The sequence below is a fragment of the Thalassovita gelatinovora genome (assembly GCF_001458355.1).
GTDB lineage: Bacteria > Pseudomonadota > Alphaproteobacteria > Rhodobacterales > Rhodobacteraceae > Thalassobius > Thalassobius gelatinovorus.
Genome location: NZ_CYSA01000026.1, coordinates 375,901 through 399,610, shown reverse-complemented (window position 1 = coordinate 399,610; position 23,710 = coordinate 375,901). Strand labels below are relative to the sequence as shown.

General features: G+C 59.1%; 24 protein-coding genes and 2 tRNA genes. 19 read left to right on the top strand and 7 right to left on the bottom strand.

What is annotated here, in order from left to right:
* A complete protein-coding gene (locus tag TG4357_RS15850) occupies nucleotides 1–609 on the bottom strand; it encodes a hypothetical protein (protein ID WP_144433928.1) in 609 nt (202 codons plus the stop codon).
* A 353-nt stretch (nucleotides 610–962) separates the two neighbouring features.
* Nucleotides 963–3,008, bottom strand: coding sequence for an NADH:flavin oxidoreductase (locus TG4357_RS15845; protein ID WP_058263859.1), 2,046 nt, complete (start codon nucleotides 3,006–3,008; stop codon nucleotides 963–965).
* 113 nt (nucleotides 3,009–3,121) lie between these two features.
* On the opposite strand from TG4357_RS15845, the gene TG4357_RS15840 reads away from it, so the two are divergent.
* The 5 genes from TG4357_RS15840 (at nucleotide 3,122) to TG4357_RS15815 (ending at nucleotide 7,439) form a co-directional block, all read left to right on the top strand.
* Nucleotides 3,122–3,775: a TetR/AcrR family transcriptional regulator gene (locus tag TG4357_RS15840; protein WP_058263858.1), complete on the top strand. Its 654-nt coding sequence runs from the start codon at nucleotides 3,122–3,124 to the stop codon at nucleotides 3,773–3,775.
* Nucleotides 3,776–4,285: 510 nt separating this feature from the next.
* Nucleotides 4,286–6,007 (top strand): single-stranded-DNA-specific exonuclease RecJ, encoded by a 1,722-nt coding sequence (recJ, locus tag TG4357_RS15830; RefSeq protein WP_254771584.1) that lies wholly within the window; start codon nucleotides 4,286–4,288, stop codon nucleotides 6,005–6,007.
* Nucleotides 6,008–6,091: 84 nt separating this feature from the next.
* Nucleotides 6,092–6,166 (top strand) — tRNA-Glu (locus TG4357_RS15825).
* Between the two features lie 195 nt (nucleotides 6,167–6,361).
* Nucleotides 6,362–7,213: a glutathione-dependent disulfide-bond oxidoreductase gene (yghU, locus tag TG4357_RS15820; protein WP_058263958.1), complete on the top strand. Its 852-nt coding sequence runs from the start codon at nucleotides 6,362–6,364 to the stop codon at nucleotides 7,211–7,213.
* A 151-nt stretch (nucleotides 7,214–7,364) separates the two neighbouring features.
* A tRNA-Glu gene (locus TG4357_RS15815) sits at nucleotides 7,365–7,439 on the top strand.
* A gap of 36 nt (nucleotides 7,440–7,475) precedes the next feature.
* On the opposite strand, the gene TG4357_RS15810 is transcribed toward TG4357_RS15815, so the two are convergent.
* The 3 genes from TG4357_RS15810 to TG4357_RS15800 all read right to left on the bottom strand — a co-directional run bounded on the left by TG4357_RS15810 (nucleotide 7,476) and on the right by TG4357_RS15800 (nucleotide 9,556).
* A complete protein-coding gene (locus TG4357_RS15810) occupies nucleotides 7,476–7,916 on the bottom strand; it encodes a c-type cytochrome (RefSeq protein WP_058263855.1) in 441 nt (146 codons plus the stop codon).
* Nucleotides 7,917–8,030: 114 nt separating this feature from the next.
* A complete protein-coding gene (locus TG4357_RS15805) occupies nucleotides 8,031–8,264 on the bottom strand; it encodes a DUF2842 domain-containing protein (RefSeq protein WP_058263854.1) in 234 nt (77 codons plus the stop codon).
* Nucleotides 8,264–9,556: an adenylosuccinate synthase gene (locus TG4357_RS15800; protein ID WP_058263853.1), complete on the bottom strand. Its 1,293-nt coding sequence runs from the start codon at nucleotides 9,554–9,556 to the stop codon at nucleotides 8,264–8,266. Before TG4357_RS15800 ends, TG4357_RS15805 begins: the two co-directional genes overlap by 1 nt.
* A gap of 144 nt (nucleotides 9,557–9,700) precedes the next feature.
* Between TG4357_RS15800 and TG4357_RS15795 the strand changes: the two genes are divergently transcribed.
* Entirely contained in the window at nucleotides 9,701–10,096 is a 396-nt protein-coding gene (locus TG4357_RS15795; protein ID WP_058263852.1) for a DUF6524 family protein, read from the top strand.
* 46 nt (nucleotides 10,097–10,142) lie between these two features.
* Here TG4357_RS15795 and TG4357_RS15790 read toward each other — a convergent pair whose 3' ends face one another.
* On the bottom strand, nucleotides 10,143–10,688 hold the full coding sequence (locus TG4357_RS15790) for a GNAT family N-acetyltransferase (RefSeq protein ID WP_074646700.1): 546 nt from the start codon (nucleotides 10,686–10,688) through the stop codon (nucleotides 10,143–10,145).
* A gap of 134 nt (nucleotides 10,689–10,822) precedes the next feature.
* Between TG4357_RS15790 and secG the strand changes: the two genes are divergently transcribed.
* Together secG and pyrG are read left to right on the top strand one after the other, a co-directional pair.
* Entirely contained in the window at nucleotides 10,823–11,197 is a 375-nt protein-coding gene (gene secG / locus TG4357_RS15785; RefSeq protein ID WP_058263851.1) for a preprotein translocase subunit SecG, read from the top strand.
* 174 nt (nucleotides 11,198–11,371) lie between these two features.
* On the top strand, nucleotides 11,372–13,015 hold the full coding sequence (gene pyrG / locus TG4357_RS15780; RefSeq protein ID WP_058263850.1) for a CTP synthase: 1,644 nt from the start codon (nucleotides 11,372–11,374) through the stop codon (nucleotides 13,013–13,015).
* 10 nt (nucleotides 13,016–13,025) lie between these two features.
* Here pyrG and TG4357_RS15775 read toward each other — a convergent pair whose 3' ends face one another.
* Nucleotides 13,026–13,565, bottom strand: a complete 540-nt coding sequence (locus TG4357_RS15775) for a hypothetical protein (protein ID WP_058263849.1) — start codon at nucleotides 13,563–13,565, stop codon at nucleotides 13,026–13,028.
* A 190-nt stretch (nucleotides 13,566–13,755) separates the two neighbouring features.
* On the opposite strand from TG4357_RS15775, the gene TG4357_RS15770 reads away from it, so the two are divergent.
* The 11 genes from TG4357_RS15770 (at nucleotide 13,756) to TG4357_RS15720 (ending at nucleotide 23,643) form a co-directional block, all read left to right on the top strand.
* Nucleotides 13,756–14,049, top strand: a complete 294-nt coding sequence (locus tag TG4357_RS15770; RefSeq protein ID WP_058263848.1) for a DUF1330 domain-containing protein — start codon at nucleotides 13,756–13,758, stop codon at nucleotides 14,047–14,049.
* Nucleotides 14,050–14,144: 95 nt separating this feature from the next.
* Nucleotides 14,145–14,606 (top strand): tellurite resistance TerB family protein, encoded by a 462-nt coding sequence (locus TG4357_RS15765; protein WP_306345486.1) that lies wholly within the window; start codon nucleotides 14,145–14,147, stop codon nucleotides 14,604–14,606.
* A gap of 42 nt (nucleotides 14,607–14,648) precedes the next feature.
* Nucleotides 14,649–15,089, top strand: a complete 441-nt coding sequence (locus TG4357_RS15760) for a tellurite resistance TerB family protein (RefSeq protein ID WP_058263956.1) — start codon at nucleotides 14,649–14,651, stop codon at nucleotides 15,087–15,089.
* A 170-nt stretch (nucleotides 15,090–15,259) separates the two neighbouring features.
* Complete coding sequence (locus TG4357_RS15755; protein WP_058263847.1) at nucleotides 15,260–16,036, top strand: ABC transporter ATP-binding protein; 777 nt, start codon at nucleotides 15,260–15,262, stop codon at nucleotides 16,034–16,036.
* 51 nt (nucleotides 16,037–16,087) lie between these two features.
* Nucleotides 16,088–16,798, top strand: a complete 711-nt coding sequence (locus TG4357_RS15750; protein WP_058263846.1) for a transporter substrate-binding domain-containing protein — start codon at nucleotides 16,088–16,090, stop codon at nucleotides 16,796–16,798.
* Nucleotides 16,799–16,889: 91 nt separating this feature from the next.
* The gene (locus TG4357_RS15745; RefSeq protein ID WP_074646701.1) at nucleotides 16,890–17,774 is read left to right on the top strand and encodes an ABC transporter permease; all 885 of its coding nucleotides are present in this window, start codon (nucleotides 16,890–16,892) and stop codon (nucleotides 17,772–17,774) included.
* Nucleotides 17,771–18,577 (top strand): ABC transporter permease, encoded by an 807-nt coding sequence (locus TG4357_RS15740; protein ID WP_058263844.1) that lies wholly within the window; start codon nucleotides 17,771–17,773, stop codon nucleotides 18,575–18,577. Before TG4357_RS15745 ends, TG4357_RS15740 begins: the two co-directional genes overlap by 4 nt.
* Nucleotides 18,578–18,771: 194 nt before the next feature.
* Nucleotides 18,772–20,106, top strand: a complete 1,335-nt coding sequence (locus tag TG4357_RS15735) for a glutamine synthetase family protein (RefSeq protein ID WP_058263955.1) — start codon at nucleotides 18,772–18,774, stop codon at nucleotides 20,104–20,106.
* A gap of 75 nt (nucleotides 20,107–20,181) precedes the next feature.
* A complete protein-coding gene (locus TG4357_RS15730) occupies nucleotides 20,182–20,865 on the top strand; it encodes a type 1 glutamine amidotransferase (protein WP_058263843.1) in 684 nt (227 codons plus the stop codon).
* The gene (locus TG4357_RS15725; RefSeq protein ID WP_058263842.1) at nucleotides 20,858–22,216 is read left to right on the top strand and encodes a glutamine synthetase family protein; all 1,359 of its coding nucleotides are present in this window, start codon (nucleotides 20,858–20,860) and stop codon (nucleotides 22,214–22,216) included. The genes TG4357_RS15730 and TG4357_RS15725 overlap by 8 nt, the downstream gene beginning before the upstream one ends.
* 122 nt (nucleotides 22,217–22,338) lie before the next feature.
* Nucleotides 22,339–23,643 carry an NAD(P)/FAD-dependent oxidoreductase gene (locus TG4357_RS15720; RefSeq protein ID WP_058263841.1) on the top strand — a complete coding sequence of 435 codons (1,305 nt, stop codon included), beginning with the start codon at nucleotides 22,339–22,341 and terminating at the stop codon, nucleotides 23,641–23,643.
* Nucleotides 23,644–23,710: the final 67 nt, after the last annotated feature.

Genomic DNA, 23,710 nt, shown 5'->3' with positions numbered 1-23,710 from the left:
TCAAGATTCCACACCCTTCGCAACCATATACCTTTCGTCGGCTTCGCGCATGGCGCGTGCGATGTCGTCCCCATCCGGGTCAACAGGCATTCCGTCTTCGCCTCGCCAAAGCCCGCGCAACCCGGTTGCATATCCGGACAAAAACACTTGGTCGATCCGGCTCTCGCCGCGCAAAACCCTTTGGATCAACACGGCTAAGAATGCGCCGCTGATCAAGCAGAAAATCAAGGCTGCCGTGGCAAGCCGCCCGGTCATGGCCCAGACGGATGTGTTTGCCGCCGCACCGGAATATTCCATCAACAAACCGCCCGCGACATCGCCGCTGAGGCGCTTGAAGGTTACGAGGTAGCGATAATCGCCATTCTCCTTGTAGCTGGCAGTCGCCGCGCCGTCACCAAGGCGGCGCAGGGTCTCAGGGCCGACGGTGCCGGGGTGATCGCCGGCCGTGCTGACAACGATAGTGCCGTTCTGATCGATGACATACAGGGAATTGATCGCTTGATCTGCCTGCCGCGCACGTTCCAGCACGGCATCAAGATTGCGCACGGATGATAAGTTCAAACCAATCATCGCGGCTGATGCCAAAGGCTCCGCGGCACGGTCCGCCACGACTCTCAAACGTTCCTGCTCCAACCCGGATCGCAATTGGTCAAATTGCAGGACTGTAAGAAAAACAAAAGCGACGAGGACGGCAAGGTTGATACTCAAAGCCGACAGAACAAGACTTGGATAGGTATTGTCGTTTCGTGCCATTGAATGAGCCTAAGAGGCGGTAAACTTGGCTGTCAATTGGTTTCGGACAGCCGCGTTCTGGACCTTCAGGCTTTGTCAACAGGTGTCGGGCGCGCTGACAAACTTCATTTTTCGCTCGTGGACGTCGATCACTGCACCGCTGAAGAACAACGGCCCTCCGCCGTCGCGTTGCGGGGGGCGCAGACCGGCATCGGGAAATCGTGGCCGCCCTAGATGTCTTTCATCAATCGCAACGCGTCATAAATCGCGGCATGGGTATTTCGGGCGCTGACCGCATCGCCAATGCGGAACAGTTGAAACCGGCCTTCTGCGTTGCGCAGGATCTGTTGGCGTTCACCTGCGATCAACGCATCGTAATCGACCGCGCCACCGTTGGAAGAGTCCGGCTTGAGATCGAAATACAGATCGTCCAGCGGCATGGTGCCATAATTCACGACCACCTGATCAAAGGTCTTTTCACTGGTGAAAGCGCTGTAATCCGTGCCGATTTTTGCTCTGAGCTGATTGCCGTCTCGGGTCACGTCCAAAAGTCGGCGCGCGACCGTAAAGGTCACGTCCCGGTCCTGCAATTCACGCATATAGGGCACAAGGTTCATCGCCATGATGTCGGGGGCGAACATCCGGTCGGGGGTCATCACCTCGACGCTGGCGCCTGCCTTGGCCGCAACTTCGGCGGCCATCAGGCCGGGGTGATCGCCGCTTTCGTCATAGATCAGAACGTTTTGTCCCGGTTTTACATCCCCCGCGATGAGATCCCACGCGGTGACAACCAGGTCCTGTTGCTTGCCGGATTCGTACAGTTCGGTATTGGGTAAACCGCCGGTGGCCACGATCACGACATCCGGGTCGAGCGCGGTAACATCCGCAGCCTCGGCCCAGCTGTTGAAACGGAATTCCACATCGCGGGCGGCGCATTGCGCCATCCGCCAGTCGATGATCGAAATCATGTCGCGGCGGCGGTCGTTTCTGGCCGTCAAGCGGATCTGACCGCCCGGATCGGGCTGGGCTTCGAACACGGTGACAGCATGACCACGCTCAGCGGCAACGCGGGCCGCTTCCAGACCGGCAGGGCCGGCCCCGACGATCACCACTTTATTACGGGTCTCGGCGGCGGCGATGTCATGCGGCATCGACAATTCACGCCCGGTTGCGGCGTTGTGAATGCACAAGGCATCGCCCGCCGCATAAATCCGGTCCAGACAGAACGTGGCCCCGACGCAGGGGCGGATGTCACCTTCGCGCCCTTCGATGATTTTCCTGACGATATGCGGGTCGGCCATATGGGCCCGGGTCATCCCCACCATATCCAGCAACCCGGCGGCGACGGCGTGCCGGGCGGTGGCCACATCGGGGATTTTCGCGGCGTGGAAGGTCGGCATGCCGGTGGCTTTCTTCACCGCGCCCGCGAAATCCAAGTGCGGCGCGTTTTTCATACCCTGCACCGGAATGAGATCGGTCATTGCCGGATCGGTATGGATCCGCCCGCGTACCACGTTGAGAAAATCGACCTTGCCGCTTTCGGCCAGAAGCTTGGACATCTCGATGCCGTCCTGCGGGGTAATGCCGCCGACTTGATCTTCGTCTGCTGTATAGCGCAGGCCGATGATGAAATCGTCGCCAACGCGGTTGCGAATGCCCGCCAACACGTCGTTCAGCAGCTGCATCCGGCTTGCAAGCGTCTGACCGCCATACGGGCCGTCCAGATCGTTGGTCAGCGGCGACCAGAACTGATCGAGAAGGTGGCCATAAACCTGCAATTCCACCCCATCCATTCCACCCGCCCGCATCCGTTCGGTGGCATCGGCAAAATCGCTGATGATCCGCTCGATGTCCCAATCTTCGGCCAGTTTGGGAAACATACGGTGTGCCGGTTCACGATGTTTCGACGACGACACTGACGGCAGCCAATCGCCCTTGGCCCAGCCGGTGCGGCGGCCAAGATGGGTCAGCTGGATCATCACCGCGCAGCCATGGTCATGGCACGCATCCGTCAGGTTTCGGATCCACGGCACCACCTCGTCCTTGTAGGCCAGGATGTTGTTGAACACCGGCGGGCTGTCCTTGGAAACCGCAGCGGACCCGGCCGTCATCGCCAGCGCCACCCCCGCTTTGGCCCGTTCCGCGTGATAGGCAGCATAGCGTTCCTTGGGCATCCCGTCCTCGGGATAGGCCGGTTCGTGACTGGTCGTCATGATCCGGTTGCGAAGCGTCAGATGCTTAAGCTGATAGGGTTGAAGAAGGGGATCTGTGGACATGACGGCTCTCCATTTGTAGCCAAAGGATTGACAGAATGTTCACCCCTGTCAAGAAAAGGTTCACTCCTGTCGATTTCATTGTCACGGACCCCGAACCGGGCTAGGGTCCGACCATGACTGTAGCGGATCAGAACGATATCTCCGGCAAAACGACCGGATGGCGCGGATCGCGCCAGCTTTGGCTGGATGCGGCGCGCGACGCCTTTGTCGATGCCGGCTTGGACGCGGTGAAAATTCAACCACTGGCCAATAGGTTAGGCCTGTCGCGCACCAGTTTTTACTGGTTCTTCAAGGACCGTGACGCGCTGTTGGACGCGTTGCTGGATGACTGGGAAACGGCCAATACCGGCAGCCTCGTCGCCGCGACCGACGCCTATGCCGAAACCATCACCGAAGCGGTGCTGAACCTGATCGGCGTTTTCCTCGAGGATGGACCGTTCGAACCGCGCTTCGATCTCGCGGTGCGCGGATGGGCGCATCGCTCCGAACCGGTTGCGACCCGAGTACATCTTGCAGACGAAACCCGCCTGGATGCGATCCGGCGGATGTTCGGACGGTTCGATTATGATCCGGGTGAAGCGGATGTGCGTGCGCGGACGGTTTATCTGGTGCAGATCGGATATATCTCGATGCAGGTCCGTGAAGATATCGGCACCCGTATGGCCCGTATCCCCGACTATGTGAAAACATTCACCGGCCAGCTTCCTTCGGACCGCGCCCTGACCCGGTTCCACGCCCGGCACGGGTTTGTCCCGCAAGGCTGCTGATCCCGGCCTTGATGGCAACGCCCAAAGCGCCGTTGCCCCTGCTGGTCCGGACATGGCCACCGCTCCTCACCAAATATGGGGGGAGCGGATGACTTCTTTGTGGCCGGGCGGTAATGCCGTTACTCGCGAGACATTTCCTTTAACCTCCCAGTTCTGGGAAGCTGGGAAGAAGGAGATGTTCATGGACAAGAACAAACGAGAGATCCAGCGCAAGTTGCGTATTTTCCAGCGTCCAGGCTCTTAACTTCGGCTGCGGTCAATCTCTTTGAGACTCTCAAAACTTATCTACCTCCGTTTCCACAAACAGTTTCAGGGTTTCCCGAAACCTTGTGGGCAGCCGTGCACCCCCTAACCCACTGGGATTAAAGCAGCTTTAAAAGTCGTGGGAATTCGCTGGAACTGCTGATACGGAGAAGTTAGCCTCCGGCGGGAGCATTTTTGGAACGATGAAAAGGCCGGGACGGGTTTTTGAAAACGGATGAACGAGCATATTTAGGGGTTGAGGCGTCGTTGAGCGGGCGGCGCTGGATCGGGCCGGGGTCCGAGGTCGAGCGGATGGCCGAAGCGATGCACCAGCAGACCGACTTGCCCGCTGCGCTGTGTCAGACCTTGGCGCGGCGCGGTGTGGCCCCTGATGCGGTGGCCGGGTTTCTGGAACCGCAATTGCGCGACCTGTTGCCCAATCCTAGGATTCTGAAGGATATGGAAAAGGCCGCCGCGCGTTTCCTGCGGGCGGTGAAGGCGCGCGAAAGGATTGCCATTTTCGCCGATTACGACGTTGATGGCGGATCGTCCGCAGCGCTGCTGATCGATTGGTTGCGGCAGATGGGGCGGCAAGCGACGCTGTATGTGCCCGACCGGATCGACGAAGGCTACGGCCCCAATGAACCTGCGATGGCCGCCTTGGCGCACGATCACGATCTGATCATCTGTGTCGATTGCGGCACCCTGAGCCACGCGCCGATCGCGGCGGCCAAAGGGGCCGATGTGGTGGTTCTGGATCACCATCTGGGTGGCGAAACCCTGCCCGATTGTCTGGCTGTGGTGAACCCCAATCGGCAGGACGAAACCGGCGATCTGGCGCATCTTTGCGCTGCGGCGGTGGTGTTCTTGATGCTGGTCGAGGCGAACCGACAGATGCGCGGACAAGGTGCGCAAGGCCCCGACCTGATGGCGATGCTGGATCTGGTCGCGCTGGCCACGGTGGCCGATGTGGCGCCCTTGATCGGGGTCAACCGGGCGCTGGTGCGGCAAGGGTTAAAAATCATGGCGCGGCGATCGCGGCCCGGGTTGGTGGCTCTGTCGGACGTAGGCCGGATCGATCAAGCCCCGACATCGTATCATCTGGGCTTCGTGCTGGGCCCGCGGGTCAATGCAGGCGGGCGGATCGGGGCCGCTGATCTGGGCGCACGGCTGCTGTCGACCCAAAACCCGGTCGAGGCACGGGCGATGGCGGAGCGTCTGGACGAATTGAACAGCGAGCGGCGCGAGATCGAAAACGCGGTGCGCGCGGCAGCGATCGAACAGGCCGAGAACCGGGGGCTGGACGCGCCGCTGGTCTGGGCGGCGGGCGAAGGGTGGCATCCCGGCGTGGTCGGGATCGTGGCCAGCCGGTTGAAGGAAATGACCAACCGTCCAGCCATCGTGATCGGGCTTGACGGCGACGAAGGCAAGGGTTCGGGCCGGTCGATCAGCGGTGTCGATCTGGGAGCCAGCATTCAAAGGCTGGCCGCAGAGGGGCTATTGATCAAGGGCGGCGGTCACAAGATGGCCGCGGGTCTGACCGTGGCGCGCGACAAGGTCGACACAGCGATGGCGCGGCTGTCGGATTTGCTGGCGCGGCAGGGTGCAGGCGATGCCGGGCCGGCCGACCTGAAGCTCGACGGGATTTTGATGCCGGGTGCGGCGCAGGTCGACTTGGTCGAACAGATCGAAAAGGCCGGGCCATTCGGGGCCAGTGCCCCTGCCCCGCGCTATGTGTTTCCCGATGTTCAGATCAGTTTTGCCAAACGGGTTGGCGAATCGCATCTCAAGCTGAGTTTCGGCGATGGGCTGGGCGCGCGGATCGACGCGATTTGCTTTGGGGCTTTCGACGGGCCGCTGGGGCCACGGTTGTCGGATCGCAGCGGTGCGCGGTTCCACCTGGCCGGGCGATTGGAAATCAACAGCTGGGGTGGGCGGCAATCGGTTCAGCTGCGGCTGGAAGACGCCGCCGAAGCCACGCCGGGCTGAGCCCCGGATTTCCCGCAACATGGCGACATTTTCCGCTTGCGGCGGGGGCGGGCTTTGCCTACATACCGCGCACACGACAGGCATGTCCCGTTCGTCTATCGGTTAGGACGCCAGGTTTTCAACCTGGAAAGAGGGGTTCGATTCCCCTACGGGATACCATTCGTAGCAGAAACGCACAGTTTCCCTCCCCCCATCCCATCTATATTTGTCTCGTTTGGCCGCTGGATCGCGCGTCAACATGCATTTATGCACACAGACCATGCTCGTCTTGGGTCATGACAGCGGTGACAACGCCGCTATAACTTGAGGTCGGGCCTTGTGGCCCTGTTTCTGACCCCGCTTCAAGGTGATTACATGACGACGCAATACGTTCCGCCCAAGGTCTGGACCTGGGACGACGAAAACGGTGGCGAATTCGCCAGCATCAACCGCCCCATCGCCGGGGCGACCCATAACGCCGTGCTGCCGCGTGGCGACCACGATTTTCAGCTTTATTCGCTGGCCACACCCAACGGGGTCAAGGTCACGGTGATGTTCGAGGAACTGCTGGAAGCAGGGCATTCGGGCGCGGAATATGATGCATGGCCGATCCGGATCGGAGACGGCGATCAATTCGGATCCGGATTCGTCGAGGTGAATCCCAATTCCAAGATCCCGGCATTGCTGGACCTGACCGGCGACGAACCGCTGCGTCTGTTCGAAAGCGGCGCGATGCTGTTGCATCTGGCCGACAAATTCGGGGCCTTCCTGCCCGCCCAAGGACCGGGCCGGACCGAGGCGCTGAACTGGTTATTCTGGCAGATGGGCAGCGCGCCGTTTCTGGGCGGTGGTTTTGGCCATTTCTTTGCCTATGCCCCGGAAAAATTCGAATATCCGATCAATCGCTACGCGATGGAAGTCAAACGCCAACTTGACGTTCTGGAACGGCAATTGGCCGAACGGCCTTATATCGCGGGCGATGAATACACCATCGCCGATATCGCCATCTGGCCGTGGTATGGACAGTTGGCCCGCGACAAGTCCTATCCCGGTGGGGCGGAATTCCTGGATGTTGGCATTTACAGCCATCTTCAAGCTTGGGCCGAAAAAATCGCGGCGCGTCCGGCGGTCAAGCGCGGGGGGATGGTCAACCGTCTGCGCGGTGACGAAAACGAACAAGTCCCCGAACGCCATTCGGCGGCGGATTTCGCCGGCAAGGCACTTTAACCGGGTCCGCCGACGGGATCGCCCCGGACCGGGGCGGTTTCGCGGCGGTGTTCCCCTCCGCGCCGTAGGTGAAAAAATTGCGCGAAACGACGCATTTTGGCACTTGCGCTGAAAATGCCTTTTGCTTAGAAAGCGCTCCACACCACAGCGTGTCCCGTTCGTCTATCGGTTAGGACGCCAGGTTTTCAACCTGGAAAGAGGGGTTCGATTCCCCTACGGGATACCATTTTGTTTAAAATGGTATTTGCCGCCTGACCGTCAGTCAGAAAATCCCGTTTACCTGTTGGACTTCGCGGATATAGCGCACGATCATTTTCACATCCGCGTCGGTGACACCTTCGACCGGTGGCATATCGCCAAATGGCCAGTGATGTGACCTTACCCCGCGCTGTGCCGCCATCAGGAAAGACATGTCCGCATGGTGGCCCGGTTCATAAATCTTGTGAATCAGGGGCGGCGCGACCCCTTTCTGACCTGCCGCATCGGCACCGTGACAGCTGGCGCATTTCGCGTCGAAGGCGCGCTGCCCCATCCGGGCGGTTTCTGACAAGGTTGCAGGCATGGCCACTTGTACGATTGCGGCCCCGCGCGGCGGGTCTGCCTGTGCTGAACCGGGATGGTCGCCCGGTGCATTTTCTCTAAAAAAATATGCCGCGACAGCGGCGGCCACGATGGTGACTGTCGCAAGATTTTTCTTGTTCATAAGACCTTTGCCTTGCCCTGTTGAGTACGTTCCAGACCCGGTTGAACCAGTTTCCAGCGCGGGAAGGTCAACGGATAGAAACGCAAGCTCACCAGAACTTGAACGGGCGCCGGATCAGTTCTGATCGTCGTGCGGGGCGTCGGGGTCGGCTTGACCGACCCCTTTGAACACAGCTTTGAACGGCAGCACCCAGACAATGCCAAGCCCGATATAGATCAGCAATTCCAGCCAGATCGGCGGACGGTCGATCATGTTCACGACGCTGACCGCCACCACGATATAGGCGGGCAGACCGATCAGCAGGATCACCAAGGACCAGCGACGACGGGCTTTGTAGCTAAGCGCCATCAGTCTGCGAACGGGTCGGTGACGAGGATGGTGTCATCGCGTTCGGGCGATGTCGACAGGAGCGCGACCGGGCAATCAATCAGTTCTTCGATATGACGCACGTATTTAATCGCGTTGGCGGGCAGATCGTTCCACGACCGTGCCCCTTCGGTCGATTCCGACCAGCCGGGCATTTCTTCGTAGATCGGTTTGCACCGCGCCTGCTGATCGGATGCGGTGGGCAGATAATCCAGCCGTTCACCATCAAGTTCATAGCCGACGCAGATCTTCAGCGTCTCGAACCCGTCCAGCACGTCGAGCTTGGTCAGCGAAATGCCGTTGACCCCGCTGGTGGCGCAAGTTTGACGCACCAGCGCCGCATCGAACCAACCGCAGCGGCGTTTGCGCCCGGTCACGGTGCCGAATTCATGGCCCCGTTCGCCCAGCCGCTGGCCGTCGTCATCGTCCAGTTCGGTCGGGAACGGTCCTTCGCCGACGCGGGTGGTATAGGCCTTGACGATGCCAAGCACATAATCGATCGATCCCGGCCCGATACCGGTGCCGGTGGCGGCCTGCCCGGCGATCACGTTCGAAGAGGTGACAAAAGGATAAGTGCCGAAATCGATGTCCAGCAGCGCCCCTTGGGCCCCTTCGAACAGGATTCGTTTGCCCGCCTTGCGCTTTTCGGTCAGCACCTTCCAGACCGGGGCAGCATATTGCAGGATTTCCGGCGCGATTTCGTTCAGCTTGGCAATGAGCGCGTCGCGGTCGATCGCTTCAAGCCCCAAGCCCGCGCGCAGCGCGTTGTGATGCACCAAAGCGCGGTCGACGCGCAGTTCAAGCGTCGCCTTGTCGGCCAGATCGGCGACACGGATCGCCCGGCGGCCGACCTTGTCTTCATAGCACGGCCCGATGCCACGCCCGGTGGTGCCGATCTTGGCAACTGAATTCTGCGATTCGCGCGCGCGGTCCAATTCGCCGTGAAACGGCAGGATCAGCGGCGTGTTTTCGGCGACCATCAGGGTTTCGGGGGTGATTTCGACACCCTGTTCGCGGATCTTTTCGATTTCGGACACCAGATGCCAAGGGTCCAGCACCACGCCGTTGCCGATCACGCTGAGCTTGCCACCGCGCACCACGCCCGAGGGCAGCGCGTTCAGCTTGTAGACCTTGCCATCGATCACCAAGGTATGGCCGGCATTATGGCCGCCTTGAAAGCGTGCGATCACATCGGCGCGTTCCGACAGCCAATCCACGATCTTGCCTTTGCCTTCATCGCCCCACTGGGCGCCGACCACGACGACGTTTGCCATTACTGGTTCCTTTTCTGGATCAAACCCGCGTCCGTATATATCCCACGATACCACAGGGAAACCGTAAATTCGCCGCAGCACTGGACAGGGGCGGCTGTTTGCGCGATTCATGACAGACGCGCCGGGCCGTGCATGAGGGACGAGATGGGATTATTGCTACGCTGGGTTGTAGTCTTCATATTATTGACAGCCACATTCAACCCGACGGAATGGAATTATACCGCCTGGGCGATGAAGAATTACAATGAACAATTGCCGATGGCGGTGCTGTTGGGGCTGCTGTTGACCATCGGCTATATCGTCTATCTGCGTGCAACATTGCGGTCGATCGGTGGATTCGGGATGTTTTTGATTCTGGCGGTGATCGCGGCGCTGATCTGGGTTCTGTATGATTACAAAATGCTGGATTTGAACAATCCGACGGTGAACACTTGGATCGGGTTGTTCGCCCTGTCGATCGTTCTGGGCATCGGACTGAGTTGGAGCCATATCCGAAGGATGCTGTCGGGCCAGTATGATATCGACGATGTGGACGAGTGATCACGCAGATCACTGAGGCAGGTCGACGCCCCGAAACAGGCGCGTCTTACCCGATCAGACCGGACAGATCGCGCCAGCCATAGGCGCATTCATCCATATCGCCGCCTTGCGGATCGGCCCGTTCTGCCACGGTTTCCCCTGCCAGCGCCCGGTAAAACGCCACCGCGTTTGTATTGGCCGAAATCACCCAAAGTGCAGCAGCGGTTTCGCCGGATTTGACCAGTTCCGCCGCCATCGCGGCCATCAGTGCACGGCCCAGACCGGCGCGTTGATGCGCGTGTTCCAGATAGATCGTGGTGAATTCGCCGCCGAATCCTGCGGCGGCAAGTTCGGCATCCCGTTGCTGACCGTAAGACCCGAACCCGACGATCCTGCCAGCGGTTTCAACCACCATCGCACCACCTTGCCCGGTTTCGTCAAACGTAGTCAGGATTTTCTGCCATGATTTGGTGCGATCCTCGACCCCGATCCGGTCGATCAGCGCGTCGGGCAGGATGCCGCGATAGGTGGTTTTCCAACTGGCGACCTGAACCTGCGCGATGCCGGAGGCGTCGTCGAAAATGGCCGGGCGAATCTGGTATTCTGTGTTCATGGTGCCTTTGTGATATCTTGCGCACACAGGAACAAGTCCAGCTTGCAGAATTGCGTCTGTCCCGGCGCTTCGGGGTTGCGCCATCGGGCCATAGACCTTAAGTAGCCGCATCGAACAAATCCGAAGGCTGCTCCATGGAAAACGTCGTTCTCATCATCCACCTTCTTCTGGCGCTGTCGCTGATCGGTGTCGTGCTGATGCAACGCTCTGAAGGTGGCGGTCTGGGCATGGGCGGCGGCGGTGGGGCCGTGACCGGTCGCGCAGCAGCAACCGCACTTGGCAAAGTGACTTGGGTTCTGGCCATCGGCTTTATCTGCACCTCGATCGCTCTGACCGTCATCGCGGCGGAAAAATCGGCCGGAAGTTCGGTTCTGGACCGCGTCGGCACCGATGCCGCAACGACGCAAGAAACCGGCAGCGATGCGGAACCGACCGCCCCTGCCGTGGGCAGCGGATTGTTGCCGCCGTCGTCGAGTGACGATGCACCTTTGGTGCCGCGCGCCGACTGACCACAACCAATTGAGACATGAAAGGAGACCGCAACAGCATCTTGCGGTCTCCTTGCTAAATATTCACGAATCTGGTATGGCTCGAGTCCCGTGGTGCTACGGTTTTTCGGAACCGTAGGGGCTTGGTTTTTGGTGCTCTGACGCCAATCGAAATTCACGGGGGATGCCTTCAATATGGCTCGTTTCATCTTCATTACCGGTGGTGTTGTTTCATCGCTTGGCAAGGGGCTTGCCTCGGCTGCCTTGGGCGCATTGCTGCAAGCCCGTGGCTATTCGGTGCGCCTGCGCAAGCTGGACCCGTATCTGAATGTCGATCCCGGCACGATGAGCCCGTTCGAGCATGGCGAAGTGTTTGTCACCGATGACGGTGCCGAAACCGATCTGGATCTGGGCCATTACGAACGCTTTACCGGGGTGCCAGCACGGATGACCGACTCGGTGTCTTCGGGGCGGATTTATTCAAATGTTCTGGAACGCGAACGGCGTGGCGATTATCTGGGCAAAACGATCCAGGTGGTGCCGCACGTGACCAACGAAATCAAAGATTTCCTGGCCATCGGTGAAGACGAAGTCGATTTCATGCTGTGCGAAATCGGCGGCACCGTGGGCGATATCGAGGGTCTGCCGTTTTTCGAAGCGATCCGCCAGTTCAGCCATGACAAACCGCGCGGGCAGTGCATATTCATGCATCTGACGCTGTTGCCCTATCTGGCCGCCAGCGGCGAATTGAAGACCAAACCGACCCAGCACAGCGTCAAGGAACTGCAATCGATCGGCATCGCTCCGGATATCCTTGTCTGCCGGTCCGAACATCCGATTCCGGAAAAAGAGCGCGAAAAGATCGCGCTGTTTTGCAACGTGCGCAAAGAAGCCGTGGTCGCCGCCTATGACCTGAAATCGATCTACGAAGCACCGCTGGCCTATCACCGCGAAGGGTTGGATCAGGCCGTTCTGGATGCGTTCGATATCGCCCCTGCCCCGCGTCCCGACATGACCAAATGGGATGACGTGGTCGACCGGATTCACAATGCCGATGGCGAAGTCAATATCGCCATCGTCGGAAAATACGTGCAGCTTGAAGACGCTTACAAATCGATCAAAGAGGCGCTGACCCATGGCGGCATGGCCAACCGGGTCAAGGTGAATGTAGAATGGGTCGATGCCGAAATTTTCGACACCGAAGACCCCGCCCCCTATCTGGAAGGGTTCCACGCGATCCTGGTGCCCGGCGGTTTCGGCGAACGCGGCACCGAAGGTAAAATCAAGGCGGCGCAATTCGCCCGCGAACGCAAAGTGCCCTATCTGGGCATTTGTCTGGGCATGCAGTTGGCAGTGATCGAAGCGGCGCGCAATGTTGCCGGGATCGAAACAGCCGGGTCCGAGGAATTCGATCAGGAAGCTGGCAAGAAACGTTTTGAACCGGTTGTGTATCACTTGAAAGAATGGGTGCAGGGCAATGCCAAGGTGCGGCGCAAGGCCGATGACGACAAGGGCGGCACGATGCGACTTGGTGCCTACCACGCCCATCTGTCAGCCGGGTCGAAAGTGGCACAGGTTTATCAAGGAACCGAAATCGACGAACGCCATCGCCATCGTTACGAGGTCGACATCAAGTACCGCGACAAGCTTGAAGCCTGCGGGCTGAGTTTTTCCGGTATGTCCCCCGATGGCCGGTTGCCCGAAATCGTGGAATGGACCGATCACCCGTGGTTCATCGGGGTTCAGTTCCATCCCGAACTGAAATCGAAACCGTTCGATCCGCATCCGCTATTCGCCGATTTTGTACGTGCGGCGGTGGCGACATCGCGTTTGGTCTAAGGTGCACGGTTCAGCTGTGCAGCCAGATCGGTTCGAACAGAGTCCGCAGCAGGCTTGATTTCGGTCGCGCCTTGGGGGCTATCAGGATGGGCCGCGGGGCGACGTCCGAAATTGTTTCCAGCCGGGTTTCATCGAACACCCACCGGCCCTGCTGGCCCTGTTTGCGATCTTCGGACTGACGGGCCAGCCAATACCCCGCTTCTTCCCGGACCGGCCCCAAACCGATATTGGGGTCGGGTAAATAGAAGCCGCAGCTGATTTTTTTGTGCAGACAATCCAACAAGGCAACCCGCGCGGTATGTTCCAGCGGCACCTCATAGCAGTCCAGATAATTGAACCTTTCGGGCTGACCGTTCAGAAACACGCGGATGGCAGTGGCAAGGTCCAGCCCCAGCTTGGCCATGAGACAGCCCAGATGGCGCAGATCGCCGCCGTCCCAGTCGAAGGCCAAAGCTTCGACCCGGATCGGATCAAGACCGTCCTCATGGGCTTCAATTGATCGACCGCTTTCTGACGGCTTGTTTTCGGTCTGGTATCGAATGCGTATCATGGCGTTTTCCTGCCGGTTTGCGTGTTGGCCGTTCGTCTATTCAACCACCACTTGCAGGCACCGCCGGGGAAAAACTTGGGTCTGAAAAAGGCAAACTCGTGACTTCTCTGTCGAAAGCTAATCAATTTTATTTCGCACTTTCTTTTTCCAGAAAAACGCTCCACCTTCCCGGCCAACAGGAGGACCAAAAATGAGCAAAGGTTACTGGGTGGCGCATGTCGATGTCGACGATCCCGCGCGCTACGAAGACTACAAACGGGCGAATGCTGCGCCTTTTGCCGAATACGGTGCAAAATTTCTGGTCCGGGGCGGTCCCGGTGTAACCAAGGAAGGCGCGACACGCGCCCGCACCGTGGTGATCGAATTTCCCAGCTATGAAGCCGCATTAGCCTGTTACGAATCGGACGGCTATCAACGGGCCAAAGCGCTGCGCGATCCGATTTCCACCGGTGATATGGTAATCGTCGCAGGCTATGACGGCTGAAACCGGCCTTGGTCGGACAATGCTGTTACCAATCTGACATATTTTTCCGGCCCGATGCGATCCGGGCGATTTTCGGTTTCGTACGCGTGGCATAAATGCGCTATCTTGTGGGCATGTTCACAAATATCCTCAAGGCCCTGACCGGGCACAAAGTCCACGAAGACCTGCCAGAACCGGATGCGGCACTGGCATTGGGGGCGCTTTTGGTCAGAGTGGCGAAATCCGACCACAGCTATCAGGTCGAGGAAATTCGCCGCATCGACCGGCTGTTGGCGCATATCAACGGGTTGTCAATCGTCGGGGCCGCCAAGATGCGGGCCACCTGCGAAAAGTTGGAAAAACGTGCGCCGCCGACCGAAATCTTTGCCGAACTGATCCGCGAAGGCGTCGATTTCGAAGACCGGCTGATGGCATTGGAAGCCTTGTGGCAGGTGGCGCTTTCGGACGGAATACAGGTGAGCGAGGAAATCGAGATCGTCACCCGGGTGCAGCTCGCATTGGGATTGAGCGAGGCCGACAACCTGACCGCCCGCACCCGGGCACAAGAAAGCCCCTGATACCGGCTTGGATTGTGGCTGTGCCGGGTCTATATGGCCTGTATGTTTGCAGAATTCCTGAAACGGCTGGCGCAACCGGCCCCCGCCCCGATGACTGGCCCGGACGCCCGGCTGGCGCTGACCGCGCTTTTGGTCCGTGTCGCCCGTTCCGATGGCCGCTATGACCCCGATGAAATCGCCCGGATCGACCGGATTGCCGCCACCCGATACGGGTTGGATTCGGCCGGGGTGCAGGATCTTCGAGGCCGCGCCGAACAGTTGGAAGCCGAAGCACCCGATACCGTGCGGTTCACCCGCGCAATCAAGGATGCTGTCGCCTATGACGACCGCATCGGTGTGATCGAGGCGCTATGGTCGGTGGTTCTGGCCGACGGGGTGCGCGATCAACACGAAGATGCATTGTTGCGGATGGTGTCTAATTTGCTGGGCATCAATGACCGCGACAGCGCCCTGGCCCGGCAGCGGGTGGAAAAAGCCGGCTGAAAGCACCCCGACCACAGCGATAATTTTTGACGCATTTCTGACAGTTTGTGGATGACCCGAGGTCAATTTGGCGGTTTCTCCGTCGTTTTTTTCATTTTGAAAGTTGCACTGATCGTTTTTTTCGTCCCTATTCTTTGCTTCAAACGGGGCTAACAAGAACAGGGGCGGCTTTGTCCGAGCAGGATCCAGTCATTGAAATCCGTGGTCTGCACAAGGCCTATGGCAGTCTTGAGGTGATCAAGGGTGTCGATATCGTCGCGCGCAAGGGGGATGTGGTTTCACTGATCGGATCGTCCGGGTCGGGTAAATCCACCATTCTGCGCTGCGCCAACCTGCTGGAAGACAGCCAACAGGGTGAAATCCTGTTCAAGGGCGAACCGGTGAAATGGCATGGAGAAGGTCTGGCGCGGCAACCGGCGGATGCAAAACAGGTGCTGCGCATCCGCACCAATCTGAGCATGGTGTTCCAGCAGTTCAACCTGTGGGGGCATATGACCATCCTGCAAAACGTGATGGAGGCCCCGGTCACCGTGCTGGGCCGCGACCGGGCCGAGGTGGAACAGGCGGCGCGCGGCTATCTTGACAAGGTTGGCATCGGCGACAAATGCGATGTGTTTCCGGCGCAATTATCGGGCGGCCAACAGCAGCGTGCGGCGATCGCGCGGGCGCTGTGCATGGAACCCGAAGCGCTTTTGTTCGACGAACCAACCTCGGCGCTGGACCCGGAACTGGAACAGGAAGTGATCAAGGTGATCCGGGATCTGGCCGCCGAAGGCCGCACCATGCTGATCGTGACCCATGACATGAAAATGGCATCGGATATTTCCAGCCATGTTGTGTTCCTGCATCAGGGTCTGGTCGAAGAAGAAGGCCCGCCGGATACGTTGTTCGGCACGCCGGACAGCGAGCGGCTCAAACAGTTTCTGTCGGCCACGGTGCACGCCTAAAAGCACCGGACCGGCTGAATAAACCGAAGTTCATCATTTGGGAGAACATGAATGAAAAAGCTGATCCTCAGCACGGCCATTCTGGCGCTGACCGCCGGTTTGGCCATGGCCGACACCGTCCGCATGGGCACCGAAGGCGCTTACCCCCCGTGGAACTTCATCAACGACAATGGTGAAGTTGACGGGTTCGAACGCGAATTGGGCGACGAGCTGTGCAAACGCGCCGAACTGACCTGCGAATGGGTCACCAACGAATGGGATTCGATCATCCCCAATCTGGTTTCGGGCAATTACGACACCATCATCGCCGGCATGTCGATCACCGACGAACGCGAAGAGGTGATCGATTTCACCCAGAACTATTCGCAGCCCGATCCGTCCGCCTATCTGGCGATGTCGGACGATGTCGACCTGTCCGGCGTAATCGCGGCGCAAACCGGCACCATTCAGGCCGCGTTCGTGGCAGCGTCTGGTGCGACTCTGGTGGAATTCGCTTCCCCCGATGAAACCATCGCCGCCGTGCGCAACGGTGAAGCCGATGCGGTTCTGGCCGACAAATCCTACCTGGCACCGATTGCCGAAGAAAACGCCGACCTGATGCTGCTGAGCAAGGAAGAAATGATCGGTGGCGGCGTCGGTATGGGCGTGCGCGAAAGCGATGGCGAACTCAAAGCCAAGTTCGATGCTGCCATTCAGTCGATGAAAGACGACGGCAGCCTGAACGCGCTGATCGAAAAATGGGAAATCGGCGCCACCTTCTAGGCGTCCGCTGTCAGGGGGAAGCACAGTCTTCCCCCTTTCACTGTTCCTTAAATACTTAAAATCCGCCCTCTCCGCCTAAGCGAGGCCCACCATTTTTTCCTATTGCGCAGATCCCGACACGCTGTCCGGCCTGAGCTGGCTGTCTTGCTACCTGACCACCGGCAAACACATGGCTTTCTATGTGTCCTTTGGCACGGTTCTGCTGTTGCTGGCGATTACCGCGCCGGTGTCGCTGGGGTTCGGATTCGTCGGTGCGATGCTGGCACGGTCGCGGGTGCGGCCGGTCGCCTGGATCGGCAAAGCCTATATCGCGATTGTCCGGGGCGTCCCCGACATTGCTTTCTTCCTGTTCTTCGTGATCGCCTTCGATCAGGCGATCGAATGGACCAGACATAAAACGCTGTGTCGCGACTGGACCGATCCGATCCGGCAGGGCAACGATTTCGTGGTCTGCGACGCGGCGAAAATGCCGCTGTCAAGCGCGGCGCAATGGGTCCACGAAGTCTATGGCTTCACCTTGGCGGTGATCACCTTTGCCATCGTGTTCGGGGCCTTTGCCGCCAACGTACTTTATGGTGCGATGCGGGCGGTGCCGCATGCACAGATGGAAACCGCCGAAGCGTACGGCATGAACCGCCGGCAGGCGTTCTGGCGCATCATGGTGCCACAGATGTGGGTCTTTGCCCTGCCCGGCCTGTCCAACCTGTGGATGGTGCTGATCAAGGCGACGCCGCTTTTGTTCCTGCTGGGCGTCGAAGACATCGTCTACTGGGCGCGCGAACTGGGCGGTGCGAAGACCGCGAAATTCACCAGCTACCCGCATGGTGATTGGCGCATGTGGTATTTCCTGGCGCTGCTGGTTTTCTATCTGGCCTTTACCAAACTGTCCGAGGTCGTGCTGGAACGGCTGATGGTCAGGCTGAGCAACGGGCAAGCGACGCTGAGCGGTGAAAAGCAGAGAAAGGCCAACGCATGAGCTGCTGGATCACCATTCAGGATTACGCGCTGCGATCCATCGGCGTGGGTGCGCGGCTGCTGCCGAAAGAAGATTTCACCCTATGCCAGCAATTCACCCTGATCGGGTCGGGGATGATCTGGAATATCTATTTCGGCGCGTTGGCACTGTTGGCAGGTTTTTTTCTGGCCACCGCGCTGGCGCTTGGCAAAAACGCCGAAAACCGGTGGCTGCGCAAACCGTCGGAATGGTTCATTTTCATCTTCCGCGGCTCGCCTTTGTTCATTCAGTTCTTCTTTGCCTATTTCCTGTTTCTCAGCCTGAAACAGGTCGCCCCCGTCTTCGCGCCCTTCACCGCGGCTTGGCTGGGGGCCTTGGTGACGCTGTTTTTCAACACCGCCGCCTATACCGGCGAAATTTTCTATGGCGCCCTGCGTTCGGTGCCCAAAGGCGATCTGGAAGCCGCCGACGCTTATGGCTTTTCGGGCTGGAAGAAATTCCGCAAGATCACCTGGCCGACCATGCTCAGGCTGGCTTGGCCGGCTTATACCAATGAGGCGATTTTCCTGTTTCACGCCACCACTCTGGTGTATTTTTCCGGCTTCCCGGCCTGGCGGCAAAAAGGCGACGCGCTGTATTACGCCAACTATTTCGCCGACAAGACCTTCAATCCGTTCATCCCCTACCCGATTCTCGCGAGCTATTTTATCCTGTTGACCTTGGTCGTGGTGACGCTGTTTGGCCTGATGAACCGCCACCTGAACCGGCATTTGCCACATGGATTGCGGCAAAAAATTCGCTTGCGTCCGAACCTGATCCGGTAGTAGACAATATTTGATCAAATTATTGGGAGGCTGTTTGCGGAAAAACTCCGTTAAACTGGATCGCTACAACCCGTCACAGATTTTTTGATCAAATAACTAGGACCAAGGGCATGGACCTGACGCACGAACGCCCCGGTTTACCGGGCTTGCGTTTCCCGTACGGGCACGGCCTCATCAGGCGTATGACGATGAATATGAAAAACTGGCTGAGAAAGCATCCCGAAGTGCGCACCATTCGTGTGGCCGCTGCCGACCTGAACGGTCAGCCGCGCGGCAAGCGTATCCCGACCCGCTTTGCCGACAAGGTGGTCGAAGACGGGACCCGCTTTCCGATGTCGGTGCTGAACCTCGATATCTGGGGCGAAGATATCGAAGACAGCCCGCTGGTCTTCGAAAGCGGCGACCGGGACGGGGTTTTGAAACCGACCGAACGCGGCTTCACCCCAATGCCTTGGTTATCGTCAGCAACCGCGCTGTTGCCGATCTGGATGTTCCGCGAAGACGGTCGTCCCTACGAAGCCGACCCGCGCCAAGCCCTCCGCGCGGTATTGGACCGCTACAAGGCGCGCGGATTGACCCCGGTTGTTGCTGTGGAACTGGAATTCTTCCTGATCGACGATTCGGGTCGCAACCTTCAAATCCCGATCAGCCCGCGATCGGGCAAGCGGCGCAAGGCGGCGGAAACCCTGTCGATCCGGGCGCTGGACAGTTTCGACAGTTTCTTTACCGATCTCTATGACGCCTGTGAAGAAATGGACATTCCTGCCGATACCGCGATTTCCGAAGCGGGGCTGGGCCAGTTCGAAATTAACCTGATGCATTGCGATGACGCGCTACGCGCCGCAGATGATGCCTGGCTGTTCAAGATGCTGGTCAAGGGGTTGGCCCGTAGCCACGGTTTTGCCGCCAGCTTCATGGCCAAGCCGTACGAAGATTACGCCGGGTCCGGGCTGCACACCCATTTTTCGGTGCTGGATCAGGACGGTAACAACATCTTTGACGATGGCGGTCCGAAAGGTACCGACACGTTGCGCCATGCGGTGGCCGGCTGCTTGAATGCGATGGCCGACAGCACATTGGTGTTTGCGCCGCATTGGAACAGCTATGACCGCATGGTGCCGGGGGCGCATGCGCCGACCGGAATCAGCTGGGCCTATGAAAACCGGACCGCAGCGATCCGAATTCCATCCGGCAACCACAAAGCGCGACGGATCGAACACCGGCTGGCGGGGGGCGATGTGAACCCCTATCTGATGCTGGCCGCGATTCTGGGCGCGGCGCTGACCGGGATCGAAGACGGGATTGAACCGCCAGACCCGATCACCGGCAATGCCTATGCGTTGGACCTGCCACAAGTGCCCAACACCTGGGGGGCGGCGATCGACGCTTTTGAACAAAGCGAGATCATCAAGCGGATATATTCAGAAGAATTGATCCGCAATTTCATCCTGACCAAACGGCAGGAACTGCATTACATGGCGGAACTGACCCCGACAGAGCGGGTGGAGATATACCTCGACACGGTGTGACGGGGCGCATGCGCCCCTTGCCGCCCTGCCCCGCCCCGCACATATCTACGCAGACATCGAACAATCTGGTGACCCATGAAAATCGGCATCCTGCAAACCGGCCATGCCCCCGACGAAGTGAAAGGTGAACTGGGCGATTATGCCACCATGTTCGCCCGGCTTCTTCAGGGACATGGTTTTGACTATGAAACCTTCAACGTGGTGGACAATGAATTCCCCACCTCGGTGGACGCCGCCGATGGCTGGCTGATCACCGGATCAAAACACGGAGTTTACGAAGACCATGACTGGATCGCACCGTTGGAAAGCTTCATCCGCGATGTAAAAGCTTCGGGCAAACCGATGATCGGCGTCTGTTTCGGTCATCAGATCATCGCCCAGGCGCTTGGCGGTCAGGTCGAAAAATTCGACGGCGGCTGGATCGCCGGGCCGCAAAGCTATCGCTTCGGCGGTGATGAGGTGGTGCTGAACGCCTGGCATCAGGATCAGGTCATCACCCCACCGGAAGGGGCAAAGGTCTTGGCGTCGAATGACAGCTGCGCCAATGCCGCCCTGCTTTATGGCGACACCATCCTGACGGTGCAGCCACATCCAGAATTCACCACCCGCATGATGGAGGGTCTGCTGCAGCACCGGGCACCGGGCGTTTTGCCTGAAACGATGATCCAGCAGATTACAGACCAATTAGGCCAGCCGCAGAACGACCACGGGTTCGCGCATAAAATGGCCGCCTTTTTCAAAGGAAACGCAAATGAGTGACTTTATCAAAACCCTGCCCGAGGCCGCCCAGACCTATCTTGAAGGCCGCCGCCTGGATGAGGTCGAATGCATTGTTTCCGATCTGCCCGGGATTGCCCGCGGCAAGGCGGTTCCCGCTTCGAAATTCGCCAAGCAGGACTATTTTCACCTGCCCGATTCGATTTTTTATCAGACCATCACCGGCGATTGGGGTGAGGCGGCGGGCGAAGAAGGGTTTCTCGAACGCGACATGATCCTGAGACCGGACATGTCCACCGCATCCGCCGCCCCCTGGACCGGCGACTGGACGCTGCAGGTGATCCATGACGCTTTTGACCGCAAGGGCGCCCCGATTCCCTTTGCGCCGCGCAACGTGTTGAAACGGGTGGTGGATCTGTATCACAAGCAAGGCTGGGAACCGGTGGTTGCCCCGGAAATGGAATTTTTCCTGGTCGCCAAGAACACCGATCCGGCCAAGAAGATCGAACCAATGATGGGCCGGTCGGGCCGCCCCGCAGCGGCGCGGCAGGCCTATTCGATGACCGCCGTCGACGAATTCGGCCCGGTGATCGACGATATCTATGATTTCGCCGAAGCCCAAGGGTTCGAAATCGACGGCATCACCCAAGAAGGCGGTGCCGGGCAATTGGAAATCAACCTGCGCCATGGCGACCCGGTGAAACTGGCCGACGAAGTGTTCTTTTTCAAACGGCTGATCCGCGAAGCCGCGCTGCGCCACGATTGTTTCGCCACCTTCATGGCGAAACCGATCGCCGATGAACCGGGCAGCGCCATGCATATCCACCATTCGGTGATCGACATGGAAACCGGCGAGAATCTGTTTTCGGGACCGCATGGCGGCGAAACGGACGCGTTTTTCCATTTCATCGGCGGGCTGCAAACGCATTTGCCGTCGGCCATAGCCGTGCTGGCCCCTTATGTGAATTCCTATCGCCGCTACGTGCGCGATCACGCCGCCCCGATCAACCTGGCCTGGGGCCGCGACAACCGTACCACCGGCATCCGCATCCCGATTTCAGACCCCGAGGCACGGCGTGTCGAAAACCGTCTGGCGGGGATGGATTGCAACCCCTATCTGGGGATCGCGGCGTCGTTGGCCTGCGGCTATCTCGGGCTGATGGAGGAAAAACGGGCAGGCCCGAGTTTCAAGGGCGATGCCTATGAGGACGAAACCGAACTGCCACGGGTCATGGGAGACGCGCTGGACCTGTTCGAAGGAGCCGAGGCGCTGCATCAGGTGATGCATCCCGATTTCGCCCGGGTCTATTCGATCATCAAGCGGACGGAATACGAAGAATTCCTGCAGGTGATCAGCCCGTGGGAACGCGAACATCTGCTGTTGAACGTCTGACCCGCTGTAAAATAGGGCCGCGCTGAATGGCACGGCCAAGGGGCGCTGCCCTCATCGTTGAAAATCAAAAAGATTTTCAACGATTCTCTCGGGATATTTGCGAACAAAAGAAGAGAAAAACCATGAACCTGCTCTATTCGAACGACAAGATGGGACAATACCCCGAAAGCTGGTACGCCGCGACCTCCAAGCCGCTGGATCCCCTTGCCGCGCTCAAGGGCGAAACCCGGGCCGATGTCTGCGTCGTTGGCGGTGGGTTTACCGGACTGTCTGCAGCGTTGCACTTGGCCGAGGCTGGGTTCGATGTGGTGTTGTTAGAGGCGCAACGGGTCGGTTTCGGCGCATCGGGGCGCAATGGCGGTCAATTGGGCAGCGGTCAGCGCCGCGATCAGGAAGAACTGGAAGCGATGCTGGGACAGGATGCCGCGCATCGCTTGTGGGATCTGGGCGAGGAAGCCAAGCAATTGGTGCGCGATCTGGTGGCAAAACACGGGATCGATTGCGATCTGAAACCCGGCGTCGCCTGGACCGGGTTCGGCAAGCGCGACACGACCCATCTGCATCACTATGCCGAAAAGCTGCAGCGCGATTACGGTTACGATCAGGTATCGGCGCTGTCGCCGCAAGAATGGTCCGAAATTTGTCCCTCGCCCGCATATGACGGCGCGATGCTGGATATGGGGGCGGGGCATTTGCACCCGCTGAATTTCGCGTTGGGGCTGGCGCGGGCAGCAATCAATGCCGGAGTTCGGATCTACGAACAGACCCCCGTACAACATGTTGAACAAGGCACCAAACCGGTACTGACGACCGAACATGGCAAAGTGACTTGCAATCATGTGATTCTGGCCTGCAACGGCTATTTGGGCGGGTTGAATCGGGACGTGGCCAAGCGGGTGATGCCGATCAACAATTTCGTGGCGGCGACGGAACCATTGGGGGCCGAAGGCGCCAAGGTGCTGACCCGCGACATTGCGGTCTGCGACAGCAAATTCGTGGTGAATTATTACCGGATGTCGGCCGATGGGCGGCTGTTGTTCGGGGGCGGGGAAAGCTATGGCTACCGCTTTCCGCGCGATATCACAGCGCTATTGCACAAGCCGATGACCGAAATCTATCCGCATCTGAAAGATGTGCGGATAGATTACGCTTGGGGCGGCACCCTGGCGATCACCATGAAGCGACTGCCCTTCGTGGCGCGGGTGGCGCCCAATATCCTGAATGCGTCGGGCTATTCCGGACATGGTTTGGGCACCGCCACCCATTGCGGCATGGTGATGGCAAAGGCGATACAGGGCGATGCGGAAGGCTTCGACACCATGTCGGCGCTGCCGGCGCCGGGATTCCCCGGTGGGCCCGCGTTCCGGTCGCCGCTGTTGGTGCTGGCGATGAGTTGGTTCGCGTTGCGCGACCGGTTGGGGCTGTAATTTCCGCCCGGATTGCGCGCCCCGGCTGCAACATCTTGCCGAAACTTCCAGACATGCCCCAATGTCA